At 56.9% G+C, this 26,189-nt stretch carries 21 protein-coding genes and 1 riboswitch; of the genes, 8 read left to right on the plus strand and 13 right to left on the minus strand.

Going from position 1 to position 26,189, the window contains the following annotated elements; all coding sequences use genetic code 11:
- From BBCT_RS05275 to BBCT_RS05290, 4 genes are all read right to left on the minus strand, one after another.
- Nucleotides 1–729: a DUF4190 domain-containing protein gene (locus BBCT_RS05275; RefSeq protein WP_003834617.1), complete on the minus strand. Its 729-nt coding sequence runs from the start codon at nt 727–729 to the stop codon at nt 1–3.
- Between the two features lie 24 nt (nt 730–753).
- Complete coding sequence (gene pheT / locus BBCT_RS05280) at nt 754–3,363, minus strand: phenylalanine--tRNA ligase subunit beta (protein WP_128805876.1); 2,610 nt, start codon at nt 3,361–3,363, stop codon at nt 754–756.
- Between the two features lie 7 nt (nt 3,364–3,370).
- Nucleotides 3,371–4,438 (minus strand): phenylalanine--tRNA ligase subunit alpha, encoded by a 1,068-nt coding sequence (pheS, locus tag BBCT_RS05285; RefSeq protein ID WP_003834614.1) that lies wholly within the window; start codon nt 4,436–4,438, stop codon nt 3,371–3,373.
- Between the two features lie 65 nt (nt 4,439–4,503).
- Nucleotides 4,504–5,376, minus strand: coding sequence for a TrmH family RNA methyltransferase (locus tag BBCT_RS05290; RefSeq protein WP_003834612.1), 873 nt, complete (start codon nt 5,374–5,376; stop codon nt 4,504–4,506).
- Nucleotides 5,377–5,850: 474 nt separating this feature from the next.
- Here BBCT_RS05290 and BBCT_RS05295 point away from each other — a divergent pair, with 474 nt between their 5' ends.
- From BBCT_RS05295 to BBCT_RS05325, 7 genes are all read left to right on the plus strand, one after another.
- On the plus strand, nt 5,851–7,047 hold the full coding sequence (locus tag BBCT_RS05295) for an ABC transporter permease (RefSeq protein WP_003834610.1): 1,197 nt from the start codon (nt 5,851–5,853) through the stop codon (nt 7,045–7,047).
- A gap of 33 nt (nt 7,048–7,080) precedes the next feature.
- Nucleotides 7,081–7,827, plus strand: a complete 747-nt coding sequence (locus BBCT_RS05300; RefSeq protein ID WP_003834609.1) for an ABC transporter ATP-binding protein — start codon at nt 7,081–7,083, stop codon at nt 7,825–7,827.
- A 143-nt stretch (nt 7,828–7,970) separates the two neighbouring features.
- A riboswitch (TPP riboswitch) is annotated at nt 7,971–8,078 on the plus strand.
- 187 nt (nt 8,079–8,265) lie between these two features.
- On the plus strand, nt 8,266–9,555 hold the full coding sequence (locus BBCT_RS05305) for a solute carrier family 23 protein (protein ID WP_003834606.1): 1,290 nt from the start codon (nt 8,266–8,268) through the stop codon (nt 9,553–9,555).
- Between the two features lie 46 nt (nt 9,556–9,601).
- A complete protein-coding gene (locus BBCT_RS05310) occupies nt 9,602–10,744 on the plus strand; it encodes a LuxE/PaaK family acyltransferase (RefSeq protein ID WP_047750745.1) in 1,143 nt (380 codons plus the stop codon).
- The gene (locus BBCT_RS05315) at nt 10,741–12,243 is read left to right on the plus strand and encodes an acyl-CoA reductase (protein ID WP_003834603.1); all 1,503 of its coding nucleotides are present in this window, start codon (nt 10,741–10,743) and stop codon (nt 12,241–12,243) included. The genes BBCT_RS05310 and BBCT_RS05315 overlap by 4 nt, the downstream gene beginning before the upstream one ends.
- 54 nt (nt 12,244–12,297) lie before the next feature.
- Entirely contained in the window at nt 12,298–13,092 is a 795-nt protein-coding gene (locus BBCT_RS05320) for an SDR family oxidoreductase (RefSeq protein WP_003834601.1), read from the plus strand.
- A gap of 60 nt (nt 13,093–13,152) precedes the next feature.
- Nucleotides 13,153–13,695 carry an LOG family protein gene (locus BBCT_RS05325; RefSeq protein WP_033513288.1) on the plus strand — a complete coding sequence of 181 codons (543 nt, stop codon included), beginning with the start codon at nt 13,153–13,155 and terminating at the stop codon, nt 13,693–13,695.
- A 27-nt stretch (nt 13,696–13,722) separates the two neighbouring features.
- Here the strand turns inward: BBCT_RS05325 and BBCT_RS05330 are convergent, their stop codons facing one another.
- The 5 genes from BBCT_RS05330 to BBCT_RS05350 form a co-directional block, all read right to left on the minus strand.
- Complete coding sequence (locus tag BBCT_RS05330) at nt 13,723–14,652, minus strand: AEC family transporter (protein ID WP_003834598.1); 930 nt, start codon at nt 14,650–14,652, stop codon at nt 13,723–13,725.
- Nucleotides 14,653–15,185: 533 nt separating this feature from the next.
- On the minus strand, nt 15,186–16,622 hold the full coding sequence (gene glnA, locus BBCT_RS05335) for a type I glutamate--ammonia ligase (RefSeq protein ID WP_003834596.1): 1,437 nt from the start codon (nt 16,620–16,622) through the stop codon (nt 15,186–15,188).
- A gap of 325 nt (nt 16,623–16,947) precedes the next feature.
- On the minus strand, nt 16,948–17,730 hold the full coding sequence (locus tag BBCT_RS05340; RefSeq protein WP_003834593.1) for a DUF4191 domain-containing protein: 783 nt from the start codon (nt 17,728–17,730) through the stop codon (nt 16,948–16,950).
- Nucleotides 17,731–17,834: 104 nt separating this feature from the next.
- Complete coding sequence (locus tag BBCT_RS05345) at nt 17,835–19,316, minus strand: FAD-dependent oxidoreductase (RefSeq protein WP_003834592.1); 1,482 nt, start codon at nt 19,314–19,316, stop codon at nt 17,835–17,837.
- A 111-nt stretch (nt 19,317–19,427) separates the two neighbouring features.
- On the minus strand, nt 19,428–20,030 hold the full coding sequence (locus BBCT_RS05350; RefSeq protein WP_003834591.1) for a DUF3043 domain-containing protein: 603 nt from the start codon (nt 20,028–20,030) through the stop codon (nt 19,428–19,430).
- 150 nt (nt 20,031–20,180) lie between these two features.
- Here BBCT_RS05350 and BBCT_RS05355 point away from each other — a divergent pair, with 150 nt between their 5' ends.
- Complete coding sequence (locus BBCT_RS05355; protein ID WP_003834590.1) at nt 20,181–21,548, plus strand: dipeptidase; 1,368 nt, start codon at nt 20,181–20,183, stop codon at nt 21,546–21,548.
- 124 nt (nt 21,549–21,672) lie between these two features.
- Here the strand turns inward: BBCT_RS05355 and BBCT_RS05360 are convergent, their stop codons facing one another.
- The 4 genes from BBCT_RS05360 to BBCT_RS05375 form a co-directional block, all read right to left on the minus strand.
- The gene (locus BBCT_RS05360; RefSeq protein WP_003834588.1) at nt 21,673–22,515 is read right to left on the minus strand and encodes an energy-coupling factor transporter transmembrane component T family protein; all 843 of its coding nucleotides are present in this window, start codon (nt 22,513–22,515) and stop codon (nt 21,673–21,675) included.
- 1 nt (nt 22,516) lies between these two features.
- Nucleotides 22,517–24,022, minus strand: a complete 1,506-nt coding sequence (locus BBCT_RS05365) for an ABC transporter ATP-binding protein (protein WP_003834587.1) — start codon at nt 24,020–24,022, stop codon at nt 22,517–22,519.
- 95 nt (nt 24,023–24,117) lie between these two features.
- Nucleotides 24,118–24,732 (minus strand): ECF transporter S component, encoded by a 615-nt coding sequence (locus tag BBCT_RS05370; RefSeq protein ID WP_003834583.1) that lies wholly within the window; start codon nt 24,730–24,732, stop codon nt 24,118–24,120.
- A 283-nt stretch (nt 24,733–25,015) separates the two neighbouring features.
- A complete protein-coding gene (locus tag BBCT_RS05375; protein WP_033513319.1) occupies nt 25,016–26,137 on the minus strand; it encodes an Mrp/NBP35 family ATP-binding protein in 1,122 nt (373 codons plus the stop codon).
- Between the last annotated feature and the right edge of the window lie 52 nt (nt 26,138–26,189).

The following is a 26,189-nucleotide window of genomic DNA, read 5'->3' on the forward strand; positions in this document are numbered from 1 at the left end:
TCAGGCGGTGATCGATTCGTCTCCTTGCCCTGATCCTGCACCGCCAAACATATTCTGCAACGCCTCGTTATACAGGTCAGCGACGGAAAGTCCATGCATCGCCAACCAAATCACGGCCAAGGTGTACAGCACGTTGATGATTACCGCGGCAAGGGCAAGACCATGCCCTTTCATATGGAGCTTCTTGGTACGCCACATCGAGATCGCGCCGACCAACGCAGGAAGGACCGGCACCGGCATCAGCACGGCAAACACGAGAGACATGATCGCATAGGCATCCCAATGGCCGTATGCGGGATTCTGCCGAGGATCGTTAAGATCCAGATTCGGCAGATAGGGCATATTGCCCCGTTGCGGATATCGGTTCGGATCATACGGATTTGGACCATACGGATTGGCACCGTATGGATTCTGTTGTCCATTCGCACTGTACGGAGGCATCGGCTGCTGCCCATTTGAAGGGTATTGCCCCGTTTGGTATTGCGTATTCTGCTGCCGAACGGCATCCGCGGGTTGCGGTTCAGGTTCAGGCGCGCCATACACGTATGGATCGTAGCCGACTGGCAGCTGACTGCTCATCGCGCCATATTCGGGTTGGCTGATTTGACCATACTCCGGCTGTGAAGGCGCAGCGGCGTCAGAAGATGACGAAACCGGAGCAGCATCAGCCGTCTCCTGACGTTCGTCGGTGTTGTTCGGCTGATACTGTTCCGGTTTGTTCATAATCATCCTCTGTTCTTGGGAAGGTCGGGATCAGGCGCGCAGCTGCGCACCCAGTTTGGATGCTTCATCCACAATACGCTTGCGGATGGCTTCGCTGTCTTCGGAAGCGAGAGTCTTATCCGGAGCGCGGAACGTGACCGCGTAGGCCAAGGACTTTTCGTCTTCGCCCAGCTGATCGCCGGTGTACACATCGAACAGCTCAATACTTTCAAGACTGTCTCCGGCGGCTTCGACGATGACCTGCTTGAGTTCAGCGGCCGTAACGTCGGTGGACACCGTGAAAGCTAGGTCCTGCTTGACCGGCGGGAAGGTGGAGATCGGCTTGGCCTGCACCGGCTTACCACTCAACGTGGCGAACAACGCGGTCAAATCCAATTCAAAGGCCGCGGAATGGGCCGGGAAGCCCAACGCCTCGTTAATGTGCGGGTGAAGCTCGCCGACCATGCCGACGAATACGTCACCGGCCATCACGCGGGCCGCGCGGCCCGGATGCCATTGTGCCGGCACGTCTTCAGCATTCGGCTGATTCAGTGTTAGAGCTGCGCCAATACGGTCGGAGATGCGCTGCACCGCCTCGACGGCGTCAGACCAATCCACTGCGCGGCGCTCGCCCAGCCAACCGGAGTCAACGGCGTTGCCGGTCAGAATACCAGCAACATGCATCGGCTGATCCGGAAGACCGGCATCAAGCGCGGCAAGCTGCTCGTCCGTCGGCTTGACGGCACCCGGCAGTGCTGGAATCGCAGGAGCGTTCGGATCCCACAGATACACGTGGCCGATCTCATACAGCGACACATTCTCCACGCCGCGACGCAGATTGCGCTGAACGGTCTGTGCCAGCGTTGGAATAATATCGCGACGCAGGAACGGACGATCACCGGCGAGCGGGTTGGCGATCTCCACGCTGACGTTCTTCGTCTCAGCGGCGTCCAGCGCGAAGTTCTTGTAATCCTCATCGCCGACGAATGGATAGCTCAACGTTTCCACCATACCGTATTCGGCAAGTTCATCAGCAACCTGGCGCTTACGCAGCTGCTCGGCAGTCAGACCGACCTTGCCTTCGACCGGTGCCGGAGGCACGATGACAGGAATCTCGTCATATCCGACAAGACGCGCCACTTCCTCAACCAGATCGCACGGCTCGTTCAAATCGGGGCGCCAACTTGGGGGCACCACGGAAAACTCGCCATTGCCGCCTCCGGCGACGGAGCAACCGATATCGGTAAGAATGTCGCTGATGGTGTTCACATCCGTGTCAAGTCCGGCCACACGAGCCACTTCCGAAGCTTTGAATAGGATCGGACGGCGGTTGGAGACGGTATTGAAGTCGGTCGGGTGCTCGCTCGGCTCGCCATTGCCGTACTTAATCATCAGTTCGGCGGCCATTTGGGCTGCTGCCGGCTGCAGCTGGTCATCCACACCGCGTTCGAAACGACGGGAGGCTTCGGACGGAATCTTGTGACGGCGTGCGGAACGCGCGATCGACACCTGATCGAAGTGCGCGGATTCCAGCAGGATGTTCTTGGTTTCAGCAGTAACCTCGCCATACATGCCGCCCATCACACCTGCGATGCCAAGCACACGGGAGCCGCGTGCGCCGTTCGGGGAATCGGTGATCAGCAGATCTTCGACGCTCAAATCGTGATCCTTGCCGTCCAACGTGGTGAGCTTCTCACCTTCGTTGGCGCGACGCACCACAATCGGCCCTTCGATCTTATCCAGATCGTAGGCATGCATCGGCTGTCCCAAGTCGAGCATCACATAGTTGGTGACATCCACAGCCAAGGAGATGGAGCGCATGCCAGCGCGGGCCAGGCGGCGACGCATCCAGTTCGGCGTATGGCTGGCCGGATCGAATCCCTTGACCGCACGAGCGTAATAGCGATCGCATCCAACCACACCGTGAATCGGATTATTGTCATCGACGATCACTTCGATGTCGGTCTTAGTGCCTTCCGGCAGGCCCTTGGTAATCGGCGCCTTCTCGTTCAGAGCGACAGCCGGATCGGTGTAGGCCGCACCGGTGGAATGATGGTATTCGCGAGACACACCACGGTATGAGAACGCGTAGCCGCGGTCCGGAGTGATGTTGATCTCCAGCAGCGGTTCATCCAAGTGCAGCAGGTGCATTGCGTCGTCGCCCGGCTGGAGCTTCTCATACTCTTCCGGGGTGAAGCCGTACTTGCGCAGCAGGATGATGCCGTCATGGTTATCACCCAATCCAAGCTCACGTTCGGAAGCGCACATGCCGTTGGAAATATGGCCGTAGGTCTTGCGTGGTTCGATCTTGAAATCACCCGGCAGCACAGCGCCAGGAAGCGTCACGACGACCTTTTCGCCGGCAGCCATGTTCGGCGCGCCGCAGATGATGCCGCGCGGCACCTTGTTGCCGTTCTCATCGGTCTCGTTGTATTCGTCGCCGACGTCAACATGGCACCAGTTAATGATCTTGCCGTTCTTCTGCGGTTCCGGAGTGGCATCGACCACATAGCCGACGACGATCGGACCGACCAGCTGGGAGGTGTGGATCTCTTCCTCTTCGAGACCGACCTTCACCAGATCTTTGGCAAGCTGTTCGTATGTAAGGCCTTCCGGAACCTCGACATGGTCCTTGAGCCAATCAATGTCAACCATTGGCATGGGTCAATCACTCCCCCATCACAAACTGTTCGCTGAATCGCACGTCGCCTTCGACTAGGTCGTGCATGTCGTTGATGTCGTGGCGCAGCAGCAGGGTACGCTCCACGCCCACGCCGAAGGCGAAGCCGGTGTAGACCTCGGGATCGAGGCCAGCGGACTTCAGCACATTCGGGTTGACCATACCGCAGCCGCCCCATTCGAGCCAGCCTGCGCCGCCCTTCTTATCGGGGAACCACAGGTCGAGTTCGGCGCTCGGCTCGGTGAACGGGAAATAGCTCGGACGCAGACGCGTCTTTGCTTCCGGACCGAACATGGCCACGGCAAGCTTGTCGAGCACGCCCTTCAGGTCGGCCATGGTCAGATGCTTGTCGACCGCAAGAGCCTCCACCTGGTGGAACACCGGGGTGTGGGTGGCGTCGAGCTCATCAGTGCGGAACACACGACCCGGGCAGGCGATGTACAGCGGCACACCACGAGTGAGCAGACCACGCACCTGATCGGAGGAGGTCTGGGTGCGCAGCACCATGTTGGACCCGACGAAGCCTGCGGCGTCCTTGGCCTGATTGCCCTTAACGTAGAAGGTATCCTGCATCTGACGTGCCGGATGGTCGGGGCCGAAGTTCAGCGCGTCGAAGTCGTACCATTCGGTTTCCACTTCAGGACCGTCGGAAATCTGCCAGCCCATGGAGATGAAAAAGTCTTCGACATCCTCCATCAGCTTCGGCAACGGATGGCGCGCGCCAAGCGGCTTGCGGTTGACCGGAAGGGTCATGTCCACGGTTTCGGCGGCAAGCGCACGGGCCTCTTCCTCAGCCTTGACCTGCTGTTCCTTGGTGCCATACGCACGACCGAAGTCGGCGCGCAGCTTGCCCATAATCTTGCCGGCGTCTTTCTTCTGGTCCTTCGGCAGCATGCCGATGGCCTTGCTGGCCTGCGTCATCGCGGATTCCGCTCCGGCGTACTGCGTCTTGATGGCTTTCAATTCCTCCATGCTGGAGGCGTTTTCGATTTTCGCGATGCCCTCGGCAACCGCATTGGTTACCGCTTGGGCGTCGAATACCGCACCTTCTGCCACGAGATACCTTTCTCATTTCCCGTTTGTTTTACGCGAAAAACGCGCAATTTCAACGTTTTCCGACTCTACATTCTTTCAACATGACTCGACATAGCCAAGCTCAGCAGCATTACCGACGAACTAGTGCCAAGGTTCAAGGATTCCGCTTTGCCATAAAGCGGTATGGACACGATCCTATCGGTTCGTTCCAAAACTTCCTTGGTCAATCCACGCGCCTCATTGCCGAACAACACCGCTTTGGCCCCGGCAAGCGTTTCCGGCATGGCAATTACATCCGTCAGAGATTCCGGTTGTCGGGAATCCGTGCCATATACATCGGCCGCATACACTGCCAGCTCGTGAGTATCGCACCATGCGAAGAAGTCGTCCGTTCCCATGGTCAGAATCGGAAGGTGGAACAGTGATCCCGCGGTGGAGCGGACCACTTTCGGATTGAACATGTCCACGCAGTCGTCGACCAATACCACGGCGGAGCAGCCGGCCGCATCGGCGGAACGAATCACGGTTCCGGCGTTACCGGGATCGCGAACCTGCCAAAACGCGGCGACCATCGCATGCCCGTCGAAATCGTCCAGAACGGCGGACGAATCAAGGAAAGCCTGCATATCCGCGACGGCAAGCACGCCTTGCGCGTCGGCGCTCATACGGTGCATCACCGCATGAGTGACCTTGTGCACATACACGCCGGATTGCATGGCCTTGCCCGCCATCTGCGCGACAACAGGTGTCGCAAATGAGGCATCGGGCTGTGCCGACTCGACCTCAACGTAGAGGTCCTCGACAAGTCCTGGATGGTATGTCAGCAGCTCACGCACCGACTGGGGGCCTTCCACCATGAAACGGCCAGACCGTTTCCGCCCTTTTCGATCGGCGAGTTCGGACACGCGGCGGACGCGCTCCGACTTGGGGTTCGCAATGACTTCGGATTTTATAGGCATACGCGTTAGCCTAACACCATTGCCGCAATGAACGCCCCGCCCATGTCGAGTTTTTAATTCAGAAGACTTTCAGATTCATTCCAGCTTCAGTCGAGCAATCCCTGAGGAATTCGCTAAGAGCGATTTTTTATCATCGGTCTCAACGCCGATCGCGACAGCGGCCCCTCACCCCTTCTTTCATCAAGGAAACATCATGTTCGTTGTGAAAAACGCATGGAAAAGCGTCACGAGAAACAAAGGACGCAACATACTGGTCATCATCATCGTGACCATCATCGCCACTGCCGCCACCATCGGCCTGTCCATTAGGCAAGCGGCCACAACCGCGCGAAACACTGGCTTGGAAAACACTACTGTGACCGCACAAATCAGTCTTGACCGCGAAAACTCATCAGTGAATCACGAAACCAGTCCAATTCCAGCGAATCCGACGCTTCAGACCAGTCTAGTGAAGGCAGGCCCAATGTCGGCGGTATGGGCGGCGGCAAGGATTTCGGCGGTGCGTCCATGGTCAGCGGCGATTTCTCGCTCGTCGGCTTCTCTTCGGACGAAGCGGTTTCCAATACATCGAACGGTAGCTTCACCATGGTTGACGGCAAAGTGTTCGGCTACGATAAATCCAGTGACGGTGACGCAATTATTTCCAAGTCACTCGCCGATTTCAATGCCCTCTCCGTAGGAGACACCATCAGCGTGGCCGATCCGAATGACACGGACACCACTTACCAGCTCACCATCGTCGGTATTTACAAGAATTCCACCGATTCCACCCAGCAGATGGGCGGGCCGATGGCCTCCAATGCCTCCGATCCGGCCAATGCCATATATACGTCGGTCTCCACACTGAGATCGTTAGGACTTGATGCCGACGCGGACACCGATTCCGCCGCACGGCTGAATTACACGTACGTGTTCTCCAGCAAATCGGATTACGAAGCATTCTGCGAGGATGCAATCAACGCCGGGCTCGACGACGACTATGCCGTCTCCTCCGCCGATGTGGAGAATTACGAATCCAGCCTGGTGCCGCTCAACAACCTGTCGAAGTTCGCGTTGACACTGCTCATCGTGGTGCTGGCTGTCGGTGGCGTGGTGCTGGTGGTCATCACATTGCTGAACGTACGCGAACGTAAGTATGAGATCGGCGTGCTTGCCGCGATTGGTGTGAACAAAGTCAAGGTTGCGGCGCAGTTCACCTTGGAATTGCTGATCGTCACCATGATCGGCCTCGCATTGGGCGCCTGCGCCGGTGCGGTGGCTTCAGTGCCGGTGTCCAACCAGTTGCTGGCAAGCCAAATCGAACAACAGCAGTCGCAACAGACCAACCAACGCGAACAGTTCGGTCGCGACATGCAGGGGTCGGCTGATGGTTCCGGCACTGGTGCGCAGGATTCCGGAAATGCCAACGACTCCTCGAATTCCACGGATTCGCAGAATTCCGATAGTGCATCCAACCAGAATTCGGCCATGCCGGGCAAGGGCGGCAACGGTCCTGAAGGCATGATGGACCGCGCGGTGAATTACGCTTCCTCTGTCAACGCAACCGTCAACCTCACCGTGGTGGGCCAACTGCTGCTGGTAGGTCTTGGGCTGACGCTCATCGCTGCATTAGTCGCAGTCGTATTCGTATTGCGATACGAGCCTTTGCAGATTCTTGCCGACCGTTCCTGAACCATCAATCATCATTCGTTGAAAGGATTTGACATGGCCAAAACAGACGAGACACGTCTTGATCAAACTACCGTATCAACCGACAAAACCACCAATACAGCTTCGCAACAATCCGATATGCCTGTGCTGAGATTGGACGATGTGAGCTACTCGTATACCAAGGGCGGCAAGCGCGTGCTGAAAAATATCAGTCATGATTTTCAGTCGGGCAGTGTGCACGCCATCACCGGACCTTCCGGCGCTGGCAAAACCACTATGTTATCGCTGATTTCCGGGCTTGCCAATCCCACAGAGGGAAAGGTGTTGTACAACGGCAACGATTTGTCGAAGCAGGATCGATACCGGTACCGTAGTCATGATATCGGCGTTATTTTCCAAGGTTTCAATCTGTTGCCGAATCTGACCGTCGCGGAAAACATCATCCTGTCGATGGACGCTTCCGGCAAGACCTTCGACCGTTCGAAGAAAGAGATCGTCAACGATCTGCTTGTACAAGTGCATCTGCCGCAGGAATATGCGAACGAACGCATTCTGCATCTTTCCGGAGGTGAGCAGCAGCGTGTGGCGATCGCCCGCGCGCTCAGCCACGACCCAGCCATCATCGTGGCGGACGAACCGACCGGCAATCTCGACCTCGCCACGCAGGACGACATCATGGGCATCTTTCAAGCCTTGGCACATGACGAACAGCATTGCGTCATCATCGTGACGCATAGTCCGGAAGTGGCCAAGGCCTCCGACGAGATATTCGAACTGGCCCCAATCAAGCGACGCCGTTAACAGACCTCGCACGGCCAAGCGACCCCGCGCGTATTGCGCAACCAGCTGGACCGACTACCGCAAAAGCCCTATGACATGCGTTTTTCAAAGCGCTCGCATGCCACAGGGCTTTTGGTTGGACGGTGACGTTATGATTGTCTCCGTCCGAAGTACAGGGGTGCCGAATACGGCTGAGATGGGCGGTGGTCATCGCCCGGACCTTTCGACCTGATCAAGATAACGCTTGCGTAGGGAGTACTGGGAAAACGTGTGGCTCCCATTAAAGGGACAAGGCCCTTTGTATTTTCGGCGCGCGCAAGCAACCGACGAAGGAGAGAGGGAACCATGGCCGGGACAGCGTCATCGTCAGAAACAACGCAAGCGGCACCATCGCAAAACGCAGAACCACCGCGAAACGCGAAGGAAACCACGACAGAGCGGACCGTCAAAAAAGCCACCATGAAAAACACACTGCTCGGCCTGCAGCATGTACTCGTGTCAAACGTGTGGCTCGACCCCGTGTTCGTGGCCGGAGCCATTGGCCTTCCTCTGGCGTTGTCATCAAACATGGTGAATGCCATCTTCATAGTGTCCGGTCTGGTCACGCTCATCCAAGCCACAAAACTGGTGCGTCTTCCCATCGTGCAAGGACCGTCCGCCGCATTCGACGCGCTGATGATCTCCGCCGGTGCTGCAGGATCATTGGCCGCCGCCGGCACATCCATATTCGTCAGTTCGCTAATATTCCTGGTATTGTGCCTGACCCGCGTGATCGAAAAACTGCGGTTTCTATTCGCTCCAATCGTGTCGGGGGTAATCATTCTCCTCGTCGGCGTGTCACTCTCCGGCTTCACACTAAGCGAATTCCTTGGCGGCGCGCCAGGAGACCCGGGATTCGCCGATCCGAAGACGCTGACCGTCTCCATCATCACCTGCATGCTGGTGGTGGCGCTTTCCCAATTCGGCAAAGGCATGCTCAAGGCGCTGTCATATCTGATCGCGCTGGCCGCAGGCACCATACTGTCTTTGGCGTTCGGCATGGCGGACTTCTCCGAAGTGGCGTCCAAGCCATGGATCGGTCTGCCGAAGTTCATGCCATACGGCGGTTTCGACTTCAACGCCGCCATTTTCGTACCGTTTTTCATAGCCTATATGGTGGCCATCATGGAAGCGCTTGGCGTGTACCAAGCCGCCACAGAAATCCAAGGAACAAAGCTTGAAGACCGCCAGGTGCGTTACGGCCTCGCCGGAGAAGCGGCCGGATCGGCGGTCTCCTCACTGATCGGCGGTTTCACCACCACCGCATATCCGCAGAACGTGGCCTTGCTCAAGGTCACAGACGAAGGCAAGACCCGCACCCGTGTACCGGTGATTATCGCAGGTGTGGTATTCGTGACGCTTGGTTTCATACCGAAAGCCGGCGCCGTACTGTCGCTCATCCCCTCCCCGGTAATCGGCGGCATCTTCCTGCCGGCGGCGGCCAGCCTCATCAGCACCGGACTCAACACGTTACGAAAGGCGGAGAACAACGATCAGACCCAAGTGGTGATAGGCCTATCCCTCCTGCTTGGCATCGCATTGCCAAACGCATTAAGCGGACTTGAAGGCGGCATGCACGTGTTCTTCTCAAACTCGATTCTGGTCGGCGCATTCAGCGTAGTGATACTCAAGGCCCTTATCATCGATCTGCCAAACGCAATCGCACGGCATACGGACAAACCCACGGAACATACAAAACAAGCAGAATAATCAACATCATTGAGGCAATCCGACATATGACGGAGAGGATATGGTAATGGACATGCAAGCATCGCAGGAATCCCTGGAACTCAACGGACAGAAGACGATCATCAAGCAAAAAGTGCTCGATTTCATCACACAATACGGTTGCTCCCGCGCACCGGACGAAGCGTTCGACACGCTCGCGAAACGCATCTTCGCCTTCCAATTCGAGCATAATCTGCCATACCGGGCCTACTGCATGTCCAAACGCGTCACCCCGCAGACACTCACCGACTGGATGCAGATTCCGCCCATGCCCGTCGACGGCTTCAAAATGCTGACGCTCACTTCCGTGCCCGAACGGGATTGTGAAGCGGTATTCACCACCAGCGGCACCACGCATCCCGGTCAGCGTGGCCGTAATTTTCACCCCGATCTGGAAGTGTGGGACGAATCGATGATCGTGCCGTTTCGGCATTTCATCATGCCGGACCGCGAACGCATCCGTATCGCCGTTCTCTCCCCCGCGTGGGATATGAACGAGCATTCGTCGCTGTCAAGGTATTTGACCCGTGCTGTGGAACAGTGTGGCGAGGAAGGCAGCAGCTTCTTCTTTCATAAGGATGGTCTTGATTTCGCTGGTGTTGAGCGTTTTCTTGACGTAGCAGTGTCCGACAATGCGCCGGTGATGCTGATGGGCGCTTCCTCGGCTTATCTGTATTTGTTGGATTATTTGGACAAGCAGCATAAAACCTATCGTCTTGCCTCTGATTCGCGCGTGTTCGATACGGGCGGGTTCAAGAGCACTCGCACCGATATGACGGTTGATGATCTGTACGCGGCATTTGCTCGTGCGCTTGGCGTGGACCGTTCGCATTGCGTGAATATGTATGGTATGACGGAGTTGAGTTCGCAGATTTACGATCAGAACATCCTGTCCTATTACACAGATGGTTCATTGAACTATTCGAAGGAGACGCCGTCGTGGGTACGTTCCGTGTTCCTTGATCCGGCCACGCTTGCGCCGGTGCCAGACGAGGAGCAGGGTGTGATCGCGCATTACGATTTGGCGAATTGGAATTCCTGCCTGGCGATTTTAACGGAAGATCTGGGAGTGAGATCTTCTTATGGTTACACACTCAACGGCCGAGCGAAAGGCGCCGAGGCGCGTGGCTGTTCGATTACCGTTGATGAGGTAATGGCGGCCAACGCATGAGCGTCGTCGACGTTTTTTACGCACCGCGCGGATTCGCGTTCGACGATTTCGATACGCATGATGTTTCATTGCCCGGCGGCGATACGGTGACGCTGCGTTTCCCGCGGCTTGATGCCGGTATGGTGCATACGCTGGCTGATTCCGTACGGCAGCATCGCGATGCGACGCTAGCACGGTATTCCACGGATAGAATCGTCGATGTCATCGCGCGGGCCGCCGAGTTGTGGACGAATCCGCAATATCCGGAACGTCGGCTTGCAGAACGTCTTATTCCCGCGATTACCGGTTACGATGCCTCCATGGTACGTCTCGAGCTGAAACGGTATATGCGCATGTTCCGGCGACGGGAATTGCTGCGTTTCGTTGATGATGAACTGGATTGTCCGCAGATGCTTGATGAGTATCGTCCGAATCGTTCGGGCGGATATACGCGGCTGTATGGACCGGAATTGTCGTTCCACGTGTTTTCCAGCAATGTACCGGGTATTCCGGTATGGAGCATGACGATGTCGTTGTTGGTGAAAAGCGCGGTTCTCGGCAAATCGTCGTTTGATGAGCCGCTGATGCCGGTGTTGTTCGCCCGTTCTTTGGGAAGCGTCGATCCTGATATGGCGGATGCCTTGGCGATTATGCCGTGGCATGGCGGCACCACGGATTTGGAGGACGCCGCGATTGGCGAGGCTGACGCGGTGATCGCGTATGGCTCATCGCATACCACTGAGGCAATCCGTCCACGGGTGCGTGCCGGGAAGCCGTTCCTGAGTTATGGCGCGAAAATCGGTTTCTCGCTAATCGGCCGTGAGTCCCTGCGGACCGACCTGTATACCGATACCGTGCATCGCATGGCGGTTGATGTGGCCACATACGATCAGCAAAGCTGTCTGGCTCCACAGACCATGTTCGTGGAGCGCGGCGGGGCCGTTCCTCCCGCGCAGGTCGCTGAATTGCTCGCATGTGAGTTATCGTCCCAGCAACGTAAATATCCCTGTTCCACACCATCCGAAGAGGAATCGATGGCGATTCAGCGGCTACGTTCCACCGCGCAGATGAAAGCGTTGCTGCTGGGGGCCGAATCAATGGCTGGGGCCGCGGACGGCGCGTCCGACAATCCGTTCGTCATACAGTCGCGTTCAGGCACTGATTGGACGGTGTTGTATTATCCGTCCGTCGGTATGGCCGATTCGCTGTCCACGCCGTTGAACCGTACCGTCAATATCGTGGCGGTCGACCATGTCGAAGACGCGCTGCCTTCGTTGCGTCCCTATGCTCAGTGGCTGCAGACTTGCGGCGTAGCGCTTGGGCCGAATCGTCTGTTCGACGTGGCGCAACGCGTCGGGTCGGCAGGTATCGACCGCATATGCCCGCTCGGGGAGATGAACCGCGCGAAATCCGGCTGGCACCATGACGGCGGTTTCAATCTGCTCGATTTGGTGCATGTGGTCGATATCGAGCGCAACACCGATATGTACTGCGATGGTTTCGATATGGATGTCGAATAATCGCATTCAAGCAATCACACGAAACCCATATGTCCAAAACCGAAAGGAACTTCCATGCAGCAGTCCGATTCCTTGCCATTGAAGGGACGCGTCGCGTTGGTGACCGGTTCGAGTCGCGGCATCGGCGCGGCGATCGCGTTGCGACTGACTCTCGCCGGCGCATGCGTGGCCATCAACTACGTCAGCGATGACGAGCGTGCGGAGCGGTGCGCGCAACGCATTATGAATGATTGCGGGGCGGCCGGTCGCGTGATCACCTGCAAAGCCGATGTCACCGACTACGGGCAGGTGCGCGACATGATATCCACTGTCGTCGCCACATTCGGTGGATTGGATATTCTCGTCAATAACGCATTCGCCCGCTATTCGTTCGACCCACGCAACCGCAAGACATTCGACACCATCGGATGGTCCGATTACACGACACAGCTCGAAGGATGCCTCAAGGGCGCATACAACACCTGCAAAGCTGCGCTGCCGCAGATGCGGCGTCAGGCCGGAGGACGCGTCATCAACATCTCCAGCAATCTCGTCGACTCCCCGATCGTGCCGTATCATGACTACACCGCGGCAAAAGGTGCGTTGGTGGGTTTCACCAGATCATTGGCACAGGAGGCTGGAGCATGGGGCGTAACCGTGAATGCCATCGCGGCCGGGCTCACCATTGGCACCGAATCGAGCCGCGCCACCACTGAGGATGTACGCGAGCGCATCATCGCGTCTACACCGTTGGGCAGACTCGCCACCGCCGATGATATCGCCGGGGCCGTGGCTATGCTGGCCAGCGATGACGCCTCATTCATCACTGGTCAGACCCTGCATGTCGACGGGGGGTTGGTGATGCGTTAAAGTGTGGTTTTGATTGACGGTTTGTGATGCCGGCATGTTCGCCGGCGAAGAAGGATGGGTATGAACATCACCGTGTATCTCGGCGCGCATGAGGGGAACGATCCCATATATAAGAAAGCCGTTGAGGAACTTGGCATATGGATTGCGGACAATGGCAACAGACTGGTGTATGGCGGATCCGACGAAGGATTGATGGCCGTGATCGCCGATACCGTACTCGCCCGCGGCGGCGACGTGACCGGTATCGAGGCACAGATGTTTGTGGACAAAGGCGTTGCTCACCATAACCTGACCCAACTGGTTGTCGTGCCGAATATTGTGGAACGACGGACCCGTATGATCGAGCTTGGAGACGTGTTCATCGCTTTCCCCGGCGGCACGGGAACGTTGGAGGAAATCAGCGAGGTGGTGTCGAAAATCTGTCTTGATCAGCTGGACCAACCTTGCATCTTCTATAATCTCAACGGATTCTATGATGATATGAAAGCGTTCCTACAGCGCACGGTCGATGCGGGCTTCTCCACCACGGAACGTCAGCATGGTATCTATTTTGCATCTGATCTGGCCGAAATCGAACGTATCATCGCAACGCATAATGCATAGGGATTGCGTGGCCGTCATCCGGAAACTTCAGGTCACCGGCAGGACTGCATGCAGAATCGTCATGAACGTCAGTCCGATGATGGCCGTGACGGTCAGTGAGAAGCCCGCAAGTTTCGCGTTGCCGGTCAGTGAATCAGTGAATTTCGTGGAGAAGATCGTCACCGGCGCAAACGCGGCCAGCACCACGATTTCTCGGACGCGTTCGTCTAACGGCAGAAGGAACCATGCGGACAGCGCGATGATGATGCTGAACAGGAACCGCCATGCGATGACTTTGCCCAATTCCGAACGGTCTTTGTGATTGTCGGGAATTTCCATCATCAAGCCGATCATGGCCATTGCTGCGAACGCGTTGGCGTTGGCGAACGGTGTGATCAGTGTGACGATCCATTGCGGTACGGTCCAGCCGGCGAACATGAATACCAGCATGAGCATGTAGCAGTCGAACGATATGGATGAGTAGAAGTCGCGCGCGATGTTCTTGATTCTGAGACTCATCGGTAGGTTTTTGGTGGGGCTTCCCAGATGCAGCAGCGAACGGGTGATGGTCAGGGATGCCGCTGTGGCGATGATGGCGTTGCCGATATCCAGCATGATGACCGGCAGTCCCGCGCTCGGCCCCATGAAGGTCTGTACCACCGGCAGACAGAACGCGCCGATGTTCAGGCCTGATGCGTTGAGCATCTGGTAGGCACGGTATTTCGGCTCGTCGCCTCGTGAGCCGAAATACACGATAAACAGCGGAATCATGCAGGCGAACAGGCCGAACACCACCAGCCACAGCAGATTCATCGGATGCTTGTTCGTGGCGAAACTCATCACGATGGCGCACGGCAGGGTGAGATTGAACACCAGCCCCTGCACCACCTTGTAGGATTTGTCCGAGAAGATGTGGATGCGTTTGAGCAGATAGACACTGATGATGACAAGGAGCAAAGATCCGGCTTGAAACAACATACGGCCGAGTATAGGAGTGCTGTCAGCGCGTCGTAGGTGACTTGACACAATATGACCGTGCGGCATAAACATACTTATGCATGCTCATACCGCACGGATATGAATTGCAGTCGGTGATGTATTTCGAAACGTATGATTTCGTATGTTTCAGATGATCATCATATTATTTGGTGACAGTAGTATTCAGGTACTACCATGTAGTAGTAGTCGGCATGTACACCCTTCGCACAGGCTGCGGCCACGTTCGTATGCCACATACGGAATTACCGGAAGATCCTCACTGAGCACCTTCTCACTCTCCTGATAAATACCGATGGTCTTGTCGAGGTCAGTTTGTCTGGCGGCGCGACCTGGACAACTGGCTAGAGTCCATGCCGGAGAACTCGACGTGAAAAGCGCATGCCCCCACATAAAACCAAATGGTTTGTGTGGGGGCATGCGTCTGAAGCCACGCATAAGCGACTTATAAGTTACCTGAGCTATTCTGTAACCGCTGTTTTCCAGTCGGCAGTAGGGCTCAGGGGCTTCGCCTATCAGATGTGGAAGTACAGCTCGTACTCCAGCGGGGTCGGAGCCAGACGAGCCTGGTCGATTTCGCCACGCTTGATGCCGATCCAGGTTTCGATCAGGTCGTCGGTGAAGACGTCGCCTGCGGTGAGGAAGTCGTGATCTTCCTCAAGGGCGTCCATGGCCTCGGCCAAGGAGCTCGGAACCTGCTTGATGCCTGCGTGCTCTTCCGGCGGCAGCTCGTACAGATCCTTGTCGACCGGCTCCGGCGGTTCGATGTGGTTCAGGATGCCGTCCAGACCTGCCATCAGCTGTGCGGAGAATGCGAGGAATGGGTTGCAGGACGGATCCGGAGCGCGGAACTCGATGCGCTTTGCAGCCGGGGAGGTGCCGGCCAGCGGAATACGGATGGCGGCGGAACGGTTGCGTGCGGAGTACACCAGATTGACCGGCGCTTCGAAGCCCGGAACCAGACGGTGGTAGGAGTTCAGGGACGGGTTGGTGAAGGCAAGTACGGAGGAGGAGTGCTTGATCAGGCCGCCGATGTACCAGCGGGCGAGGTCGGACAGGCCACCATAGTTCTTCTCATCGTAGAACAGCGGCTTGCCGTCCTTCCACAGGGACTGGTGGCAGTGCATGCCGGTGCCGTTGTCGCCTGCGATCGGCTTCGGCATGAAGGTTGCGGCCTTGCCTGCCAGAGCGGCGGTCTCGTGAACGACGTACTTGTACTTCATCAGGTCATCGCCTGCGTGCTGCAGGGAGTTGAAGCGGTAGTTGATCTCCTGCTGGCCAGCGCCGGCGACCTCGTGGTGGGAACGCTCGAGGATCAGGCCGACCTTCTGCAGGTTGGCAACCATGTCGTCGCGCAGATCCTGAGTGTGGTCGATCGGCGGGACCGGGAAGTAGCCGCGCTTGACGCGGTTCTTGAATGCGATGTTCGGGGTGCCGTCGTCTTCGGTGTCGACGCCGGAGTTCCACGAAGCTTCGATGGAGTCGACCTCGTAGAAGGAGCGCTGCATGCTGTTCTCGAAGCGCACCTTGTCGAAGATGAAGAACTCGGCTTCCGGAGCGAAGGAAGCGGTGTCGGCGATGCCGGTGGACTTCAGGTAGGCCTCGGCCTTGCCTGCAACCTGACGCGGATCGCGGGAGTACGGTTCGTCGGTCAGCGGGTCGACGATGGAGAAGGCCACGTCGAGGGTCTTGTGCTTGCGGAACGGATCGACGAATGCGGTGGAAACGTCCGGCACCAACTTCATATCGGACTCGTTGATGGCCTGGAAGCCTTCCATGGAGGAACCATCGAACGGCATGCCGTCGGTGAAGGCGTCCTTCAGGAATTCGCTTGCCGGCACGGTGAAGTGCTGCTGAACACCGATCAGATCAGTGAAGCGAACGGAGACATACTCGATGCCTTCCTGGTTGATAAGGGCCTCAGCATCAGCCTTGGTTTCAAGTGCAGTCACGGGACCGCTCCTTTCGAATAAGTAACTTACAGGCTCTTAGTCTAGGAACGTGCGTTTCGCTCACTCGCCAATTGGGTTACGAGAATGTTTCGTAATGACATATTCGAAGGATGATTTCGCAGAAAACTGGGATTCAATTGTTACGAACGCTCATATTCGCTTGCGCAAAACCGTTCAATTTGTGGACATTCGTGTCGTCGCACCGTCCGCAACGCCAGTTCTTTTCCAAACCTTACGTAGGCTCATGGAAAGATGAAATAAAAAAACCTCGATTGCATATCAATCGAGGTTCCTGCACGTTATACCGGATTGTCAATCCCGGGCATCAGCGGCCACGCATGGCACGACGGCTGACACGCTGCGGATGCATCGGGTCGACACCCTTCGGAATGCCCATGCCGTTCTTCATCTGCAGAGTGCGCAGACGCTCGTTGAGAACGTTCAACTCGGTTTTGGTGAGTATGAAACGGCTCTTCGGATGGATGGCGGCCACCAACTTGTTCTTGTGGTGGGTCGGCAGGTAGCTCTTGCATTTGAGCACGGTCTTACGCAGGTTCTTCAGGCTCGTCTGGTTCTTACCCTGGCCGACGTAAATACGGTAGACGGGAATATCGGATCCGGCGGTCACGCCCTTGATGTTCTGTTCCTGACGATCCATGGCACGCTTGACACGGCCGTATTCGCCTTCGCCCAACAGATAAATACCGTTGTAGCCGGTACCGCGCCAGATGGCATCCTTGGTCTTCGGATCAACCCACACCGGTTCCTGCGGGAAGTTGAAGCCAGCCTTGTTGATGTTGCCGAGAACGCTGATGGCAGCGCCCTGACGGCCTTCAAGCTTGGCGTATCCAACCTTGTCGGCACGGTTGGTGAGCATCATGGTGGCGAATAGCAGGCCAAGCATGACGGCCAGGATCATGGATGTGATCCATCCAATCACCGACCACTTGAATACGATGCCAAGTACCACGAACACGATGATAGGCGCCACGAACACGCCTCCGCACAGCCACGGAAGAGCCTTGTCTTCGGCATGGGTGTACTTGAAGATCTGAATGATCTGTTTGATGGTGCTCTGCTTCTTCTTTGGCTCTTCTTTGTCTGCCATCGACTTCCTCACTTGGTTATGCGGTTACTCACACTGGAACGGTAGTTTATCAGGAACCATGCCATATCGTATGATTTCCGCTGTTTCCCCTTTATTGACGAGGATTATCGGGTGTGCAAAGGCCTGCCATCCGCTTTGAGCAGCGCCTCTCCGAACGATTCGCTGAACGTAGGATGCGGATGGATGAGCCTTGCCGCGTCGGCAAGCGGTACATGGTTACCGACCAGCTGTTCGGCTTCCGCGATCAGATCGCTGGCTATCGGACTGACGATGTGCACTCCAAGCACAAGAGGAACGTCAGGAGCGTCAGTCATCGCACCGCTGACGATGGTCATGGATCCACCCTCCCCGCTCATGAGCATACGCGAGTTAGACAGCATCGGATATGCGGTTTCCTGCGGATCGACAATGGTGTCACGTGATTTCGCCTCGCTGAGCGTAAGCCCGACGCTTGCCGCCTCGGGGAAGGAAAACACGACTTGCGGCACGGTTTCGTCGACGACAGGTTTGGGATCAAGTCCCGCGATGGTTTCGGCGATGGTGATGCCCTGCTCGAACGCACGGTGCGCCAAGGCATGCCCCGGCGTGATATCTCCCAAAGCCCATACGCCTTCCACGTTCGTGCGCCCGTACGCATCGGTCAGAACATAGCCACGTTCATCCAATGCGATGCCGTTGGAAGCGAACCAGTCGGCATCGGTGTTCGGCATGCGGCCAATGGCAGCAAGCACCACTTCGCCATACGCGGTGAGCTCCTCACAGTCATCACCCTGCCTGTAGTGCACGGTAGCACCCAAGTTTGCTCCAGTGTCCACATGACTTACCGACGTGCGCGCCACCACATTCACGCCATGGCGTTTGAGCTCACGCGTCAACGTCATCGAAGCCCGCCTCTCCCAAGACGACAGCACGCGATCCTTGCGAATGAGCAAGGTCACCTTGCATCCCGACGCATTCCACAATGATGCGAATTCCAACGCCACCGCGCCAGCGCCGATAATCACCGCGCTGGATGGGAACGTGTCCAATTCCAGAGCCTGCGTCGAATCAATCAACGCTCCGGAAAACGGATCGTTAGGCAACGGCAGCGGGCGCGAACCGGTCGCGAGAACAATATCGCCGCCTGAGATCGTAAGTTCAGGTCCTACAGGTTCCCCTACTCCCGCCTTGATGGAACGCAGAACCTGCGTCTCTCCCAAGGCCGGCGCAACATGCACCTCATGACCATTTTTCAGCTGTGCCTCGCCACGGAACACGGTGACGCCACGGTGCGACAGCAATCCCGCCAATCCCTTCGTCATCGTCTCCACCGTGGACATACGGAAGTCACGTAACCTGCCGAAGTCAATGCTCTGCAATGCGACATTGATGCCCATACGCTCCGCCTGACGTACGTTCTCTACACTATGCGCGGCCGTCAGCAACGCCTTCGATGGAATGCACCCGCGATTGAGGCAAGTGCCGCCCAACGTGTCGTCGCGTTCTACCAATGCCACCGTTTTGCCAAGTTGGGCAGCTCGTAGTGCCGTGGAATATCCGCCTGGTCCCGCTCCGATGATGACGATGTCGAAATGCTGTTCAGTCATGTCTGTCCTCGTTGATTCGTGCGTTACAACTGGTTACATGGTAATGGAAAAGCCGCCGGTTTTCGCCGACGGCTTGAAAAAACGATGGCCGCGATTCCCGGCAGGAGCCGATCACTCCGGCCAGTGTCCACGCTTATCGTAACGCGGCTTCGGCAGACGCCAACGGCGCATCTGGATCGCACGGCTCCACGCATAGGAACCAGAACGCATGCCCTTGGCCACGGATTGCTCGCCGAACTTCTCAATGAGTTTCTTCTTGAGCTTACGCCACATGATCACCACGTCAATGATCACCGCGAACAGGTACACATACATGAGTACCATCAACGGCAATGCCAACGCAGGCCACTGATATGTCACGAAAATCGAACCGATCAGAATGACGAACGCAACCGGAATGAAGAACTCACCGAGGTTAAAACGAGCGTCGACGTAGTCACGGATGTAAATGCGCCATGGCAGACGCTCTGCCTTTGGCATGTGGTTGATGTCGCCCTTCTGCATGGCATCGTACTCGGCGTTCTCACGCTCGCGCATACGCGCCTTGGCGGCCTTACGGCTCGCCTCGCGATCCTTGGGAACCAACGGGCGAAGATTCTGCGCCTGAGCATCCTTGCGCTTCGGCGTCGGACGACCCTTGCCGGAAGTGGTTTCCGCAACCTTGGTCTCGACAGGCTCCTGCGCCGTCTCTTCCTTCTTGTTAAACAAACTCATGCCTATAGAGCGTAAAGTGACGTATCGACGCCTTGGCCCTGCCCTGTCAACAATTGGACGTGCCGATTGAGACCGATACAATGGTCATTCGTTACACGCATATGATCACGCTGCGTTGTTGTATGGCAGCGCGTCTTTGTAAGGAGCAATATGGCAGCTTTACCTGTCGAAGAAGTTCGATCACGAGTCGAAGCGGATTTTGACCGCATCGTCAACGTGCTTAACAAGAAAATCGCATTACAGTCCATTTCGGCAAAAGGCATCACCGCGGATCACATGAAACGATCCGCCGAATTTGTGGCCGAAGAGCTCAGCAAGGTCGGCGTAAACGCCCAAGTGGTGCAGTCCCACAATCCTAATGGCACCCCGGGCGCTTGGGAAGTCATTGGTTCGAAGATTGTCGATGAGAATGCACCGACCGTGCTTTTGTACGCGCATCACGATGTACAGCCGGTACCCGACGCCAGCGCATGGAACACCGACCCGTTCGTCGGCACTGTAATCGACACCCGCCTGTACGGGCGCGGCTCGGCCGACGATGGCGGCGGCATCGCCATCCATTCAGGCGCATTGCAGGCTCTCGGCGACGATCTGAAAGTCAACATCAAAGTCTTCGTTGAAGGCGAAGAGGAAATGGGCTCACCAAGCTTCATTCCCTTCATCGAAGAACACAAAGACGAATTCGACTCCGATGTGATCATCGTCGCCGACTCGGGCAACTGGTCCGCGGAAATCCCCTCCCTCACCACATCACTTCGCGGCAACACCGACATCGACGTGCATGTCAAGGCATTGCATCACCCAGTGCACTCCGGCCAGTACGGCGGACCGATCCTCGATGCGAACACGCTCGCAGCCATGCTGATCGCCTCCATGTACGACGAACACGGCGATCTGGCGGTACCGGGCGTCGCCTCAGAAGATCCAATCGGCGGACTGCAGCGAGACATGGACGAGGCAACCGTGCGTACGGACGCCGGCATCGTCGATTCCTACCGTCTAGCCGGCACCGGTTCTTTGGCCGCACGCCTGTGGACCAAACCAAGCGTGACCGTCATCGGTTTTGACGCGCATCCGGTGGAAGGATCCTTCAATGTGATCTCCCCTGAAACAACGTTCCGCCTCAGCCTACGCACCGCCCCGAACCAGCGTCCGGAAGAGGCCCAGGAGGCGCTTGCCGCATTCATGGTCGAGCATGCCCCGTTCGGTGCCGAGGTGTGGGTCGACAAGCTTGATAATGGCATGGGCTGGGCCATGGATCCGAATGCCGAAGCCACCAAGGATGCCATGGAAGCCATGGAAGAGGCTTTTGGCGTAGCTCCTGTCAACAAGGGTGAAGGCGGTTCGATTCCGTTCATTCCGGAATTGCAGCGTATTTTCCCGAAGGCCCAAGTCTTGGTTACCGGGCCGGAGGATCCGAAGGCCAACGCGCATAGCCCGAACGAGTCCATCAGTCTGCCCAGTCTGAAGAACAACGTGATCACCGAGGCGCTGCTGCTCGACAAACTCGCCAAGTAGCGGATGCCACGCTTTTTAAGAAAAAACATACAAAAAGGACGTTCCATTCTGTGTAATGAATGAAACGTCCTTTTTGCAATCGCCGCAAATCCAACAATCTCGAGCTATGAGATCATCTGTTCGATCAATTGCCGGTACCGGTGAAAGCCCAATGCCAGTAGCCCGTGAAGTAAGCGCAAGACAACGCAATCACTGGCACTGCCACACAAATCGCATAAAACAGCCAGTCGACGGCGTTCAAACGTGATTCCCGGGCCTGACTACGTGGAGCATCCGATCCGAAAGCACGCGCCTCCATGGCGGTGGCCAGCTTCGTGCCGCGTCGAATCGACACAACCAATAGGCTGAACGCCTGGGAAAATACGCGCTTGATGGCGCTACCGTCGCCTAGGCCACGAGAGCGGCGGGACTGCCCAAGCGCACGCCAATCATCCTGCAGCAACGTGAACATGCGCATGCCAGCCAAACCGCCATATACGAATCGTGACGGCAAATACAGAATCTGCACCAAACCATCGGCCAGATCGGTCGGGTCAAGGCCAAGCGCGAGGATCACGCCGGGAACGGCAATGGCCGCCACACGTAGGAACGTGGCCAACGCCAAATACAACGATCCCTGCGAGATCACAATGACATTACCAAGATTGACTAGCACGGCACCGGATGTTTTGCCATACAATGACACGGAAATGAAGCTTCCCGAAGCTGCGACCCATACCGGCCAGGTTTTACGAAGCACCGTCCATGGAGCGACGCCTCCAATCCAGAGCAGCAGCATCTCCAACGCGAACGCCACCGATGCGGAAACCACGTCCAACGTCACGAACATGGGAATGCACAATATCAGCGCACCGACGAAACGACTGACCGGATTAATTTTCGCTACAAACCATGACGGCGACGCCGGCTTGGCGTCATCATGACGTTCCTTATGCGGCACCACGCTGATGGTTTTCAACTGTTCCATCTCACTCCCCCTCGCTTACGAGAATGCGACGCGCACCCAGCGCTTCGATCAACGGCTCGTCATGAGTGACCATGATGACGGAACAGCCCGCGTCGCGCGCGCCCGCTATCAGCCTGACCATTTCCGTCCATGTGGTGAAATCCTGACCGAATGTCGGCTCGTCCATCACCAACACCTTCGGCGCCGCGGCAAGCATGGACGCCACGGAAAGGCGACGCTTCTCGCCGCCGGATAACGTGAATGGATTGGCTGGGGCGAACCGTTTGAGGTTCAGCCGTTCTAGCATCATATCGGCGATGGCGTAGGCCTCGTCATCGGTTTTCCCCATGGATTTAGGGCCGACTGCCACTTCGTCGCGCACGCTGGACGTGACGAACTGGTGTTCCGGCTCTTGGAACACCATGCCGATTCGCCCAAGAAGATCCCTGCTTTTCCATGTGAAGACGTTGTTCTCCCTATGTGCGGGAACCATGCTTTCATCCATACTTACCCGACCGGAAATCGGCTTGAGCAAGCCAGCCAAAGTCAAAGCGAGCGTGGATTTTCCCACGCCGTTTTTGCCGGTCAGGGCGGTAATCTCGCCGGCATGGAACGCGAGGTTCACATGCTCGCCAAGCGCGAATTCACGTCCGAAGCTGAGATCCTCGGTTCGCAGAACAACATTTCCCGACGACTGATTGGATTCGGGAATATGGCTTTCGACGGTGCGCCCCGGAACCCAGGCACCACCTTTTGTCAATACCGGCGCCATGCTGCCAAACACTTCTTCCGGAGTGCCGTCGGCGATGACTCCGCTGACATGCGAATCGGATTCCGGCTTGCCAAGCACAATGACACGGTCCACCAAATCAAGCCATACGTCGATGTGATGCTCCACCACCACCAAGGTTTCATGGGTTCGGTCAAGCACATCACGTACCGCATCATGCACTTCCTTGACGCCTTCCGGATCAAGGTTGGCGGTCGGCTCGTCAAGCAACAGCAGCCCGGGATGCATGGCGAGTACGCCGGCCAAAGCCAGACGTTGACGCTGCCCGCCAGAAAGCCTGCGCGTGGAGCGATCGAGTTTCATATAGCCAAGTCCAACAATGTCGAGTGATGAACGGACCCTGCTCCAAATCTCATTTTTTGGCAGATTCAGATTTTCACAACCAAAAGCAGTATCATCTCCCACACGTTCCAGAATCGTCTGCGCATCGGGATCCTGCAATACCAATCCTGAGCGCCCGCGCGAATGGCGGGCATCCGTTCCGTCAATCAGCAGCTCACCCTCGAGTTCGCCTTCATCATCACCGCCGAGCACGCCGGCAAGACCGGCCATCAACGTCGATTTTCCGGCACCGGAAGCGCCCAACAGCAACACGCGCTCCCCCGGCTGTATGGTGAAATCCACATGCCTTAACGCAAAATCCTTACGTGAGGCATGCCGCCATCCCCAATCGCGTGCGACCACCCCGGCTGCGGAAAACGCTTTTTCTGCATCAGTACCCATGAATCGTTCTTTCATTCCTTTTGCATTTGACATTCGCAAGGCGAACACGCATCAAAGAAGTCCCGTATCCACTCACCATGAATGTGATACGGGACTTCACAAACGAATCGTCAGACCAGAACCTGCGCACGACCGGATTCGAAACGGTCAAGCACGCCTGTTTTGGCGATGGCCTGCTGTAGGAAATACATCACCATCCCGGCGAGCACTGCACCGGAAATGATGGAGGTGCCTAGGTAGATGCTGGCACGCACCGTGCTCCAGGCCGGGTTGGTGATCCAGTAGTACAGACCGCAGCCAATACCTGCGAGGGCGCCGGCAATGGTGGTGGACAGCAGGTCCCACTTCCTGTAGGCGAAGACTGCGAAGCCGATTTCCGCACCAAAGCCCTGCATGATGCCGACGATCAGCGAGCCGCCGACACCCCACTGGTTGCCCATGGTGAGCTCAAGCGCGGCGGCAAGGGTTTCCGCGAACAACGCGGCACCAGGTTTGCGCACGATAATGGCCGCCAAAGGACCTGCGAACAGCCAAAAGGCGTTAAGCAATCCTTCAAAACCAGGGGTCACCGCTCCGAAGAGAGCCAGTGGTGCGGTACAGACAATGTCCCAGCCCCAGAAGATCACACCGGACGCAACGGCAATGATGGCAGCCACGACAATATCGACTACACGCCACTTGTTGTTGTGCTTGCGCACTACGGAAGACTGCTTTTCTTCAATCATAGGATATGTGCCTTTCTCTCTTTGACAAGGCACGGGAATGGAGAGACGTCCGCGCGCCGGCATTACCCGGTATACGTTCATACGGTCGAAGCGTTTGCTTCCTCTCAGCCATACGGCCCCCGTGTCTGCGCTTGATACTACACAAGGCACAAGATTTTCACAAGGGCCGTTTCATTTTCGCTTCGTTTCCGGTATGGAATACGCTCGGTTTTTTGCAATGGCCTGTCTTCGCTGGTTTCCCTCCCATACTGAATGCAGTACGGGGACACGGTTCCATAGAGTTTTACAGGGGCCTGCGCATCAACGATCCAGCTAGGTTCCTGAATGTCTCGCCAATATCGTCGGCACGTAATGAGCCATCCTCATTCAGCACGGCCGGACGTCCGGCCTCACCAGTCTCCCTCAATTCCGGTTCCAACGGAAGCTGAGCTAGCAAAGGAACGTCATAGCCGAGGCTTTCGGTCAGCTGTTCCGACACGCGCGCGCCGCCGCCTTCGCCGAAAATCCGCAGACGTTCACCCTTGTGCTCGTAATAGCTCATGTTTTCCACAACACCACGTACTTTCATCGGCACCTGCAGCGCCACCAGGCCGGAGCGGACCGCGATGTCGGATGCGGATGGCTGCGGCGTGGTGACCACCACCAGTTCCGCGTTCGGCAAGGCCTGGGCCACGGAAATCGCCATATCGCCGGTGCCTGGAGCCAAGTCAAGCAGAAGCACGTCGGGCTCACCCCACCACACGTCTGAAAGGAACTGTTCGAGCGAACGCTGCAGTCTCGGCCCTCTCCAAAGAATCGCGCGATCGGCGCCCGCAAACATGCCGATGGAAATCAATTTCGTTCCCCAAGCGGTGACGGGCATGAGCATGCCATTCAGATTGGTGGGTTGCGCGTGCACGCCGAACAGTCGCGGCAGCGAGAATCCATAGATGTCGGCATCAATGGCGGCCGTATCGTAACCGAGCGCCGCGAAAGTGGCGGCAAGATTCGCGGTGACGGACGATTTGCCGACACCGCCCTTGCCGGATGCTATGGCGAAAATACGGGTTTTGATGCCCGGCTTGTTGAAGGGATTCTGCTTGCGCTCGGCTTTGAGACCGGCAACGAGTTGGGTGAGCTTGTCTTGGCTCATAGATCCGACTTCGATGCGCGGCAGCAGCGTTGCATCCGGGTAGGATGCCACCGCTCCGTTGATCTGGTTGGTGATGGTCTGCGATAATGGACAGCCTTCTACCGTCAGTTCGACCTCCACACGAACCTCATAGGTGTTCGCCTTACCTTCCACCGGTATCGCGTCGATGGCTGCGATCATGCCCAGATCAGTCACAGATCGACCCAGTTCCGGGTCGATTACTTTGCTGAGTCGCTCATAGATGCGCGCTTCGATGGTGCGCTCGTCGGTCATGGTTCCTCCTTTAGCCGCGTACCAGACTAGCGTCTGGAGGCGCGGCATGCCA

Origin of the sequence: Bifidobacterium catenulatum DSM 16992 = JCM 1194 = LMG 11043 (assembly GCF_001025195.1) — a bacterium.
Taxonomy (GTDB): domain Bacteria; phylum Actinomycetota; class Actinomycetes; order Actinomycetales; family Bifidobacteriaceae; genus Bifidobacterium; species Bifidobacterium catenulatum.

Bases quoted from the DNA above. Each gene is read 5' to 3' on its own strand.
- BBCT_RS05375 (WP_033513319.1), bottom strand. From the start codon at position 26,137: ATGACCGACGAGCGCACCATCGAAGCGCGCATCTATGAGCGACTCAGC.
- pheT (WP_128805876.1), bottom strand. From the start codon at position 3,363: ATGCCAATGGTTGACATTGATTGGCTCAAGGACCATGTCGAGGTTCCG.
- BBCT_RS05370 (WP_003834583.1), bottom strand. From the start codon at position 24,732: ATGATTGAAGAAAAGCAGTCTTCCGTAGTGCGCAAGCACAACAACAAG.
- BBCT_RS05340 (WP_003834593.1), bottom strand. From the start codon at position 17,730: ATGGCAGACAAAGAAGAGCCAAAGAAGAAGCAGAGCACCATCAAACAG.
- BBCT_RS05325 (WP_033513288.1), top strand. From the start codon at position 13,153: ATGAACATCACCGTGTATCTCGGCGCGCATGAGGGGAACGATCCCATA.
- BBCT_RS05360 (WP_003834588.1), bottom strand. From the start codon at position 22,515: ATGGAACAGTTGAAAACCATCAGCGTGGTGCCGCATAAGGAACGTCAT.
- BBCT_RS05290 (WP_003834612.1), bottom strand. From the start codon at position 5,376: ATGCCTATAAAATCCGAAGTCATTGCGAACCCCAAGTCGGAGCGCGTC.
- BBCT_RS05300 (WP_003834609.1), top strand. From the start codon at position 7,081: ATGGCCAAAACAGACGAGACACGTCTTGATCAAACTACCGTATCAACC.
- BBCT_RS05365 (WP_003834587.1), bottom strand. From the start codon at position 24,022: ATGAAAGAACGATTCATGGGTACTGATGCAGAAAAAGCGTTTTCCGCA.
- BBCT_RS05305 (WP_003834606.1), top strand. From the start codon at position 8,266: ATGAAAAACACACTGCTCGGCCTGCAGCATGTACTCGTGTCAAACGTG.
- BBCT_RS05275 (WP_003834617.1), bottom strand. From the start codon at position 729: ATGATTATGAACAAACCGGAACAGTATCAGCCGAACAACACCGACGAA.
- BBCT_RS05295 (WP_003834610.1), top strand. From the start codon at position 5,851: ATGGGCGGCGGCAAGGATTTCGGCGGTGCGTCCATGGTCAGCGGCGAT.
- BBCT_RS05355 (WP_003834590.1), top strand. From the start codon at position 20,181: ATGGCAGCTTTACCTGTCGAAGAAGTTCGATCACGAGTCGAAGCGGAT.
- BBCT_RS05320 (WP_003834601.1), top strand. From the start codon at position 12,298: ATGCAGCAGTCCGATTCCTTGCCATTGAAGGGACGCGTCGCGTTGGTG.
- BBCT_RS05330 (WP_003834598.1), bottom strand. From the start codon at position 14,652: ATGTTGTTTCAAGCCGGATCTTTGCTCCTTGTCATCATCAGTGTCTAT.
- BBCT_RS05310 (WP_047750745.1), top strand. From the start codon at position 9,602: ATGGACATGCAAGCATCGCAGGAATCCCTGGAACTCAACGGACAGAAG.
- BBCT_RS05350 (WP_003834591.1), bottom strand. From the start codon at position 20,030: ATGAGTTTGTTTAACAAGAAGGAAGAGACGGCGCAGGAGCCTGTCGAG.
- BBCT_RS05315 (WP_003834603.1), top strand. From the start codon at position 10,741: ATGAGCGTCGTCGACGTTTTTTACGCACCGCGCGGATTCGCGTTCGAC.
- BBCT_RS05345 (WP_003834592.1), bottom strand. From the start codon at position 19,316: ATGACTGAACAGCATTTCGACATCGTCATCATCGGAGCGGGACCAGGC.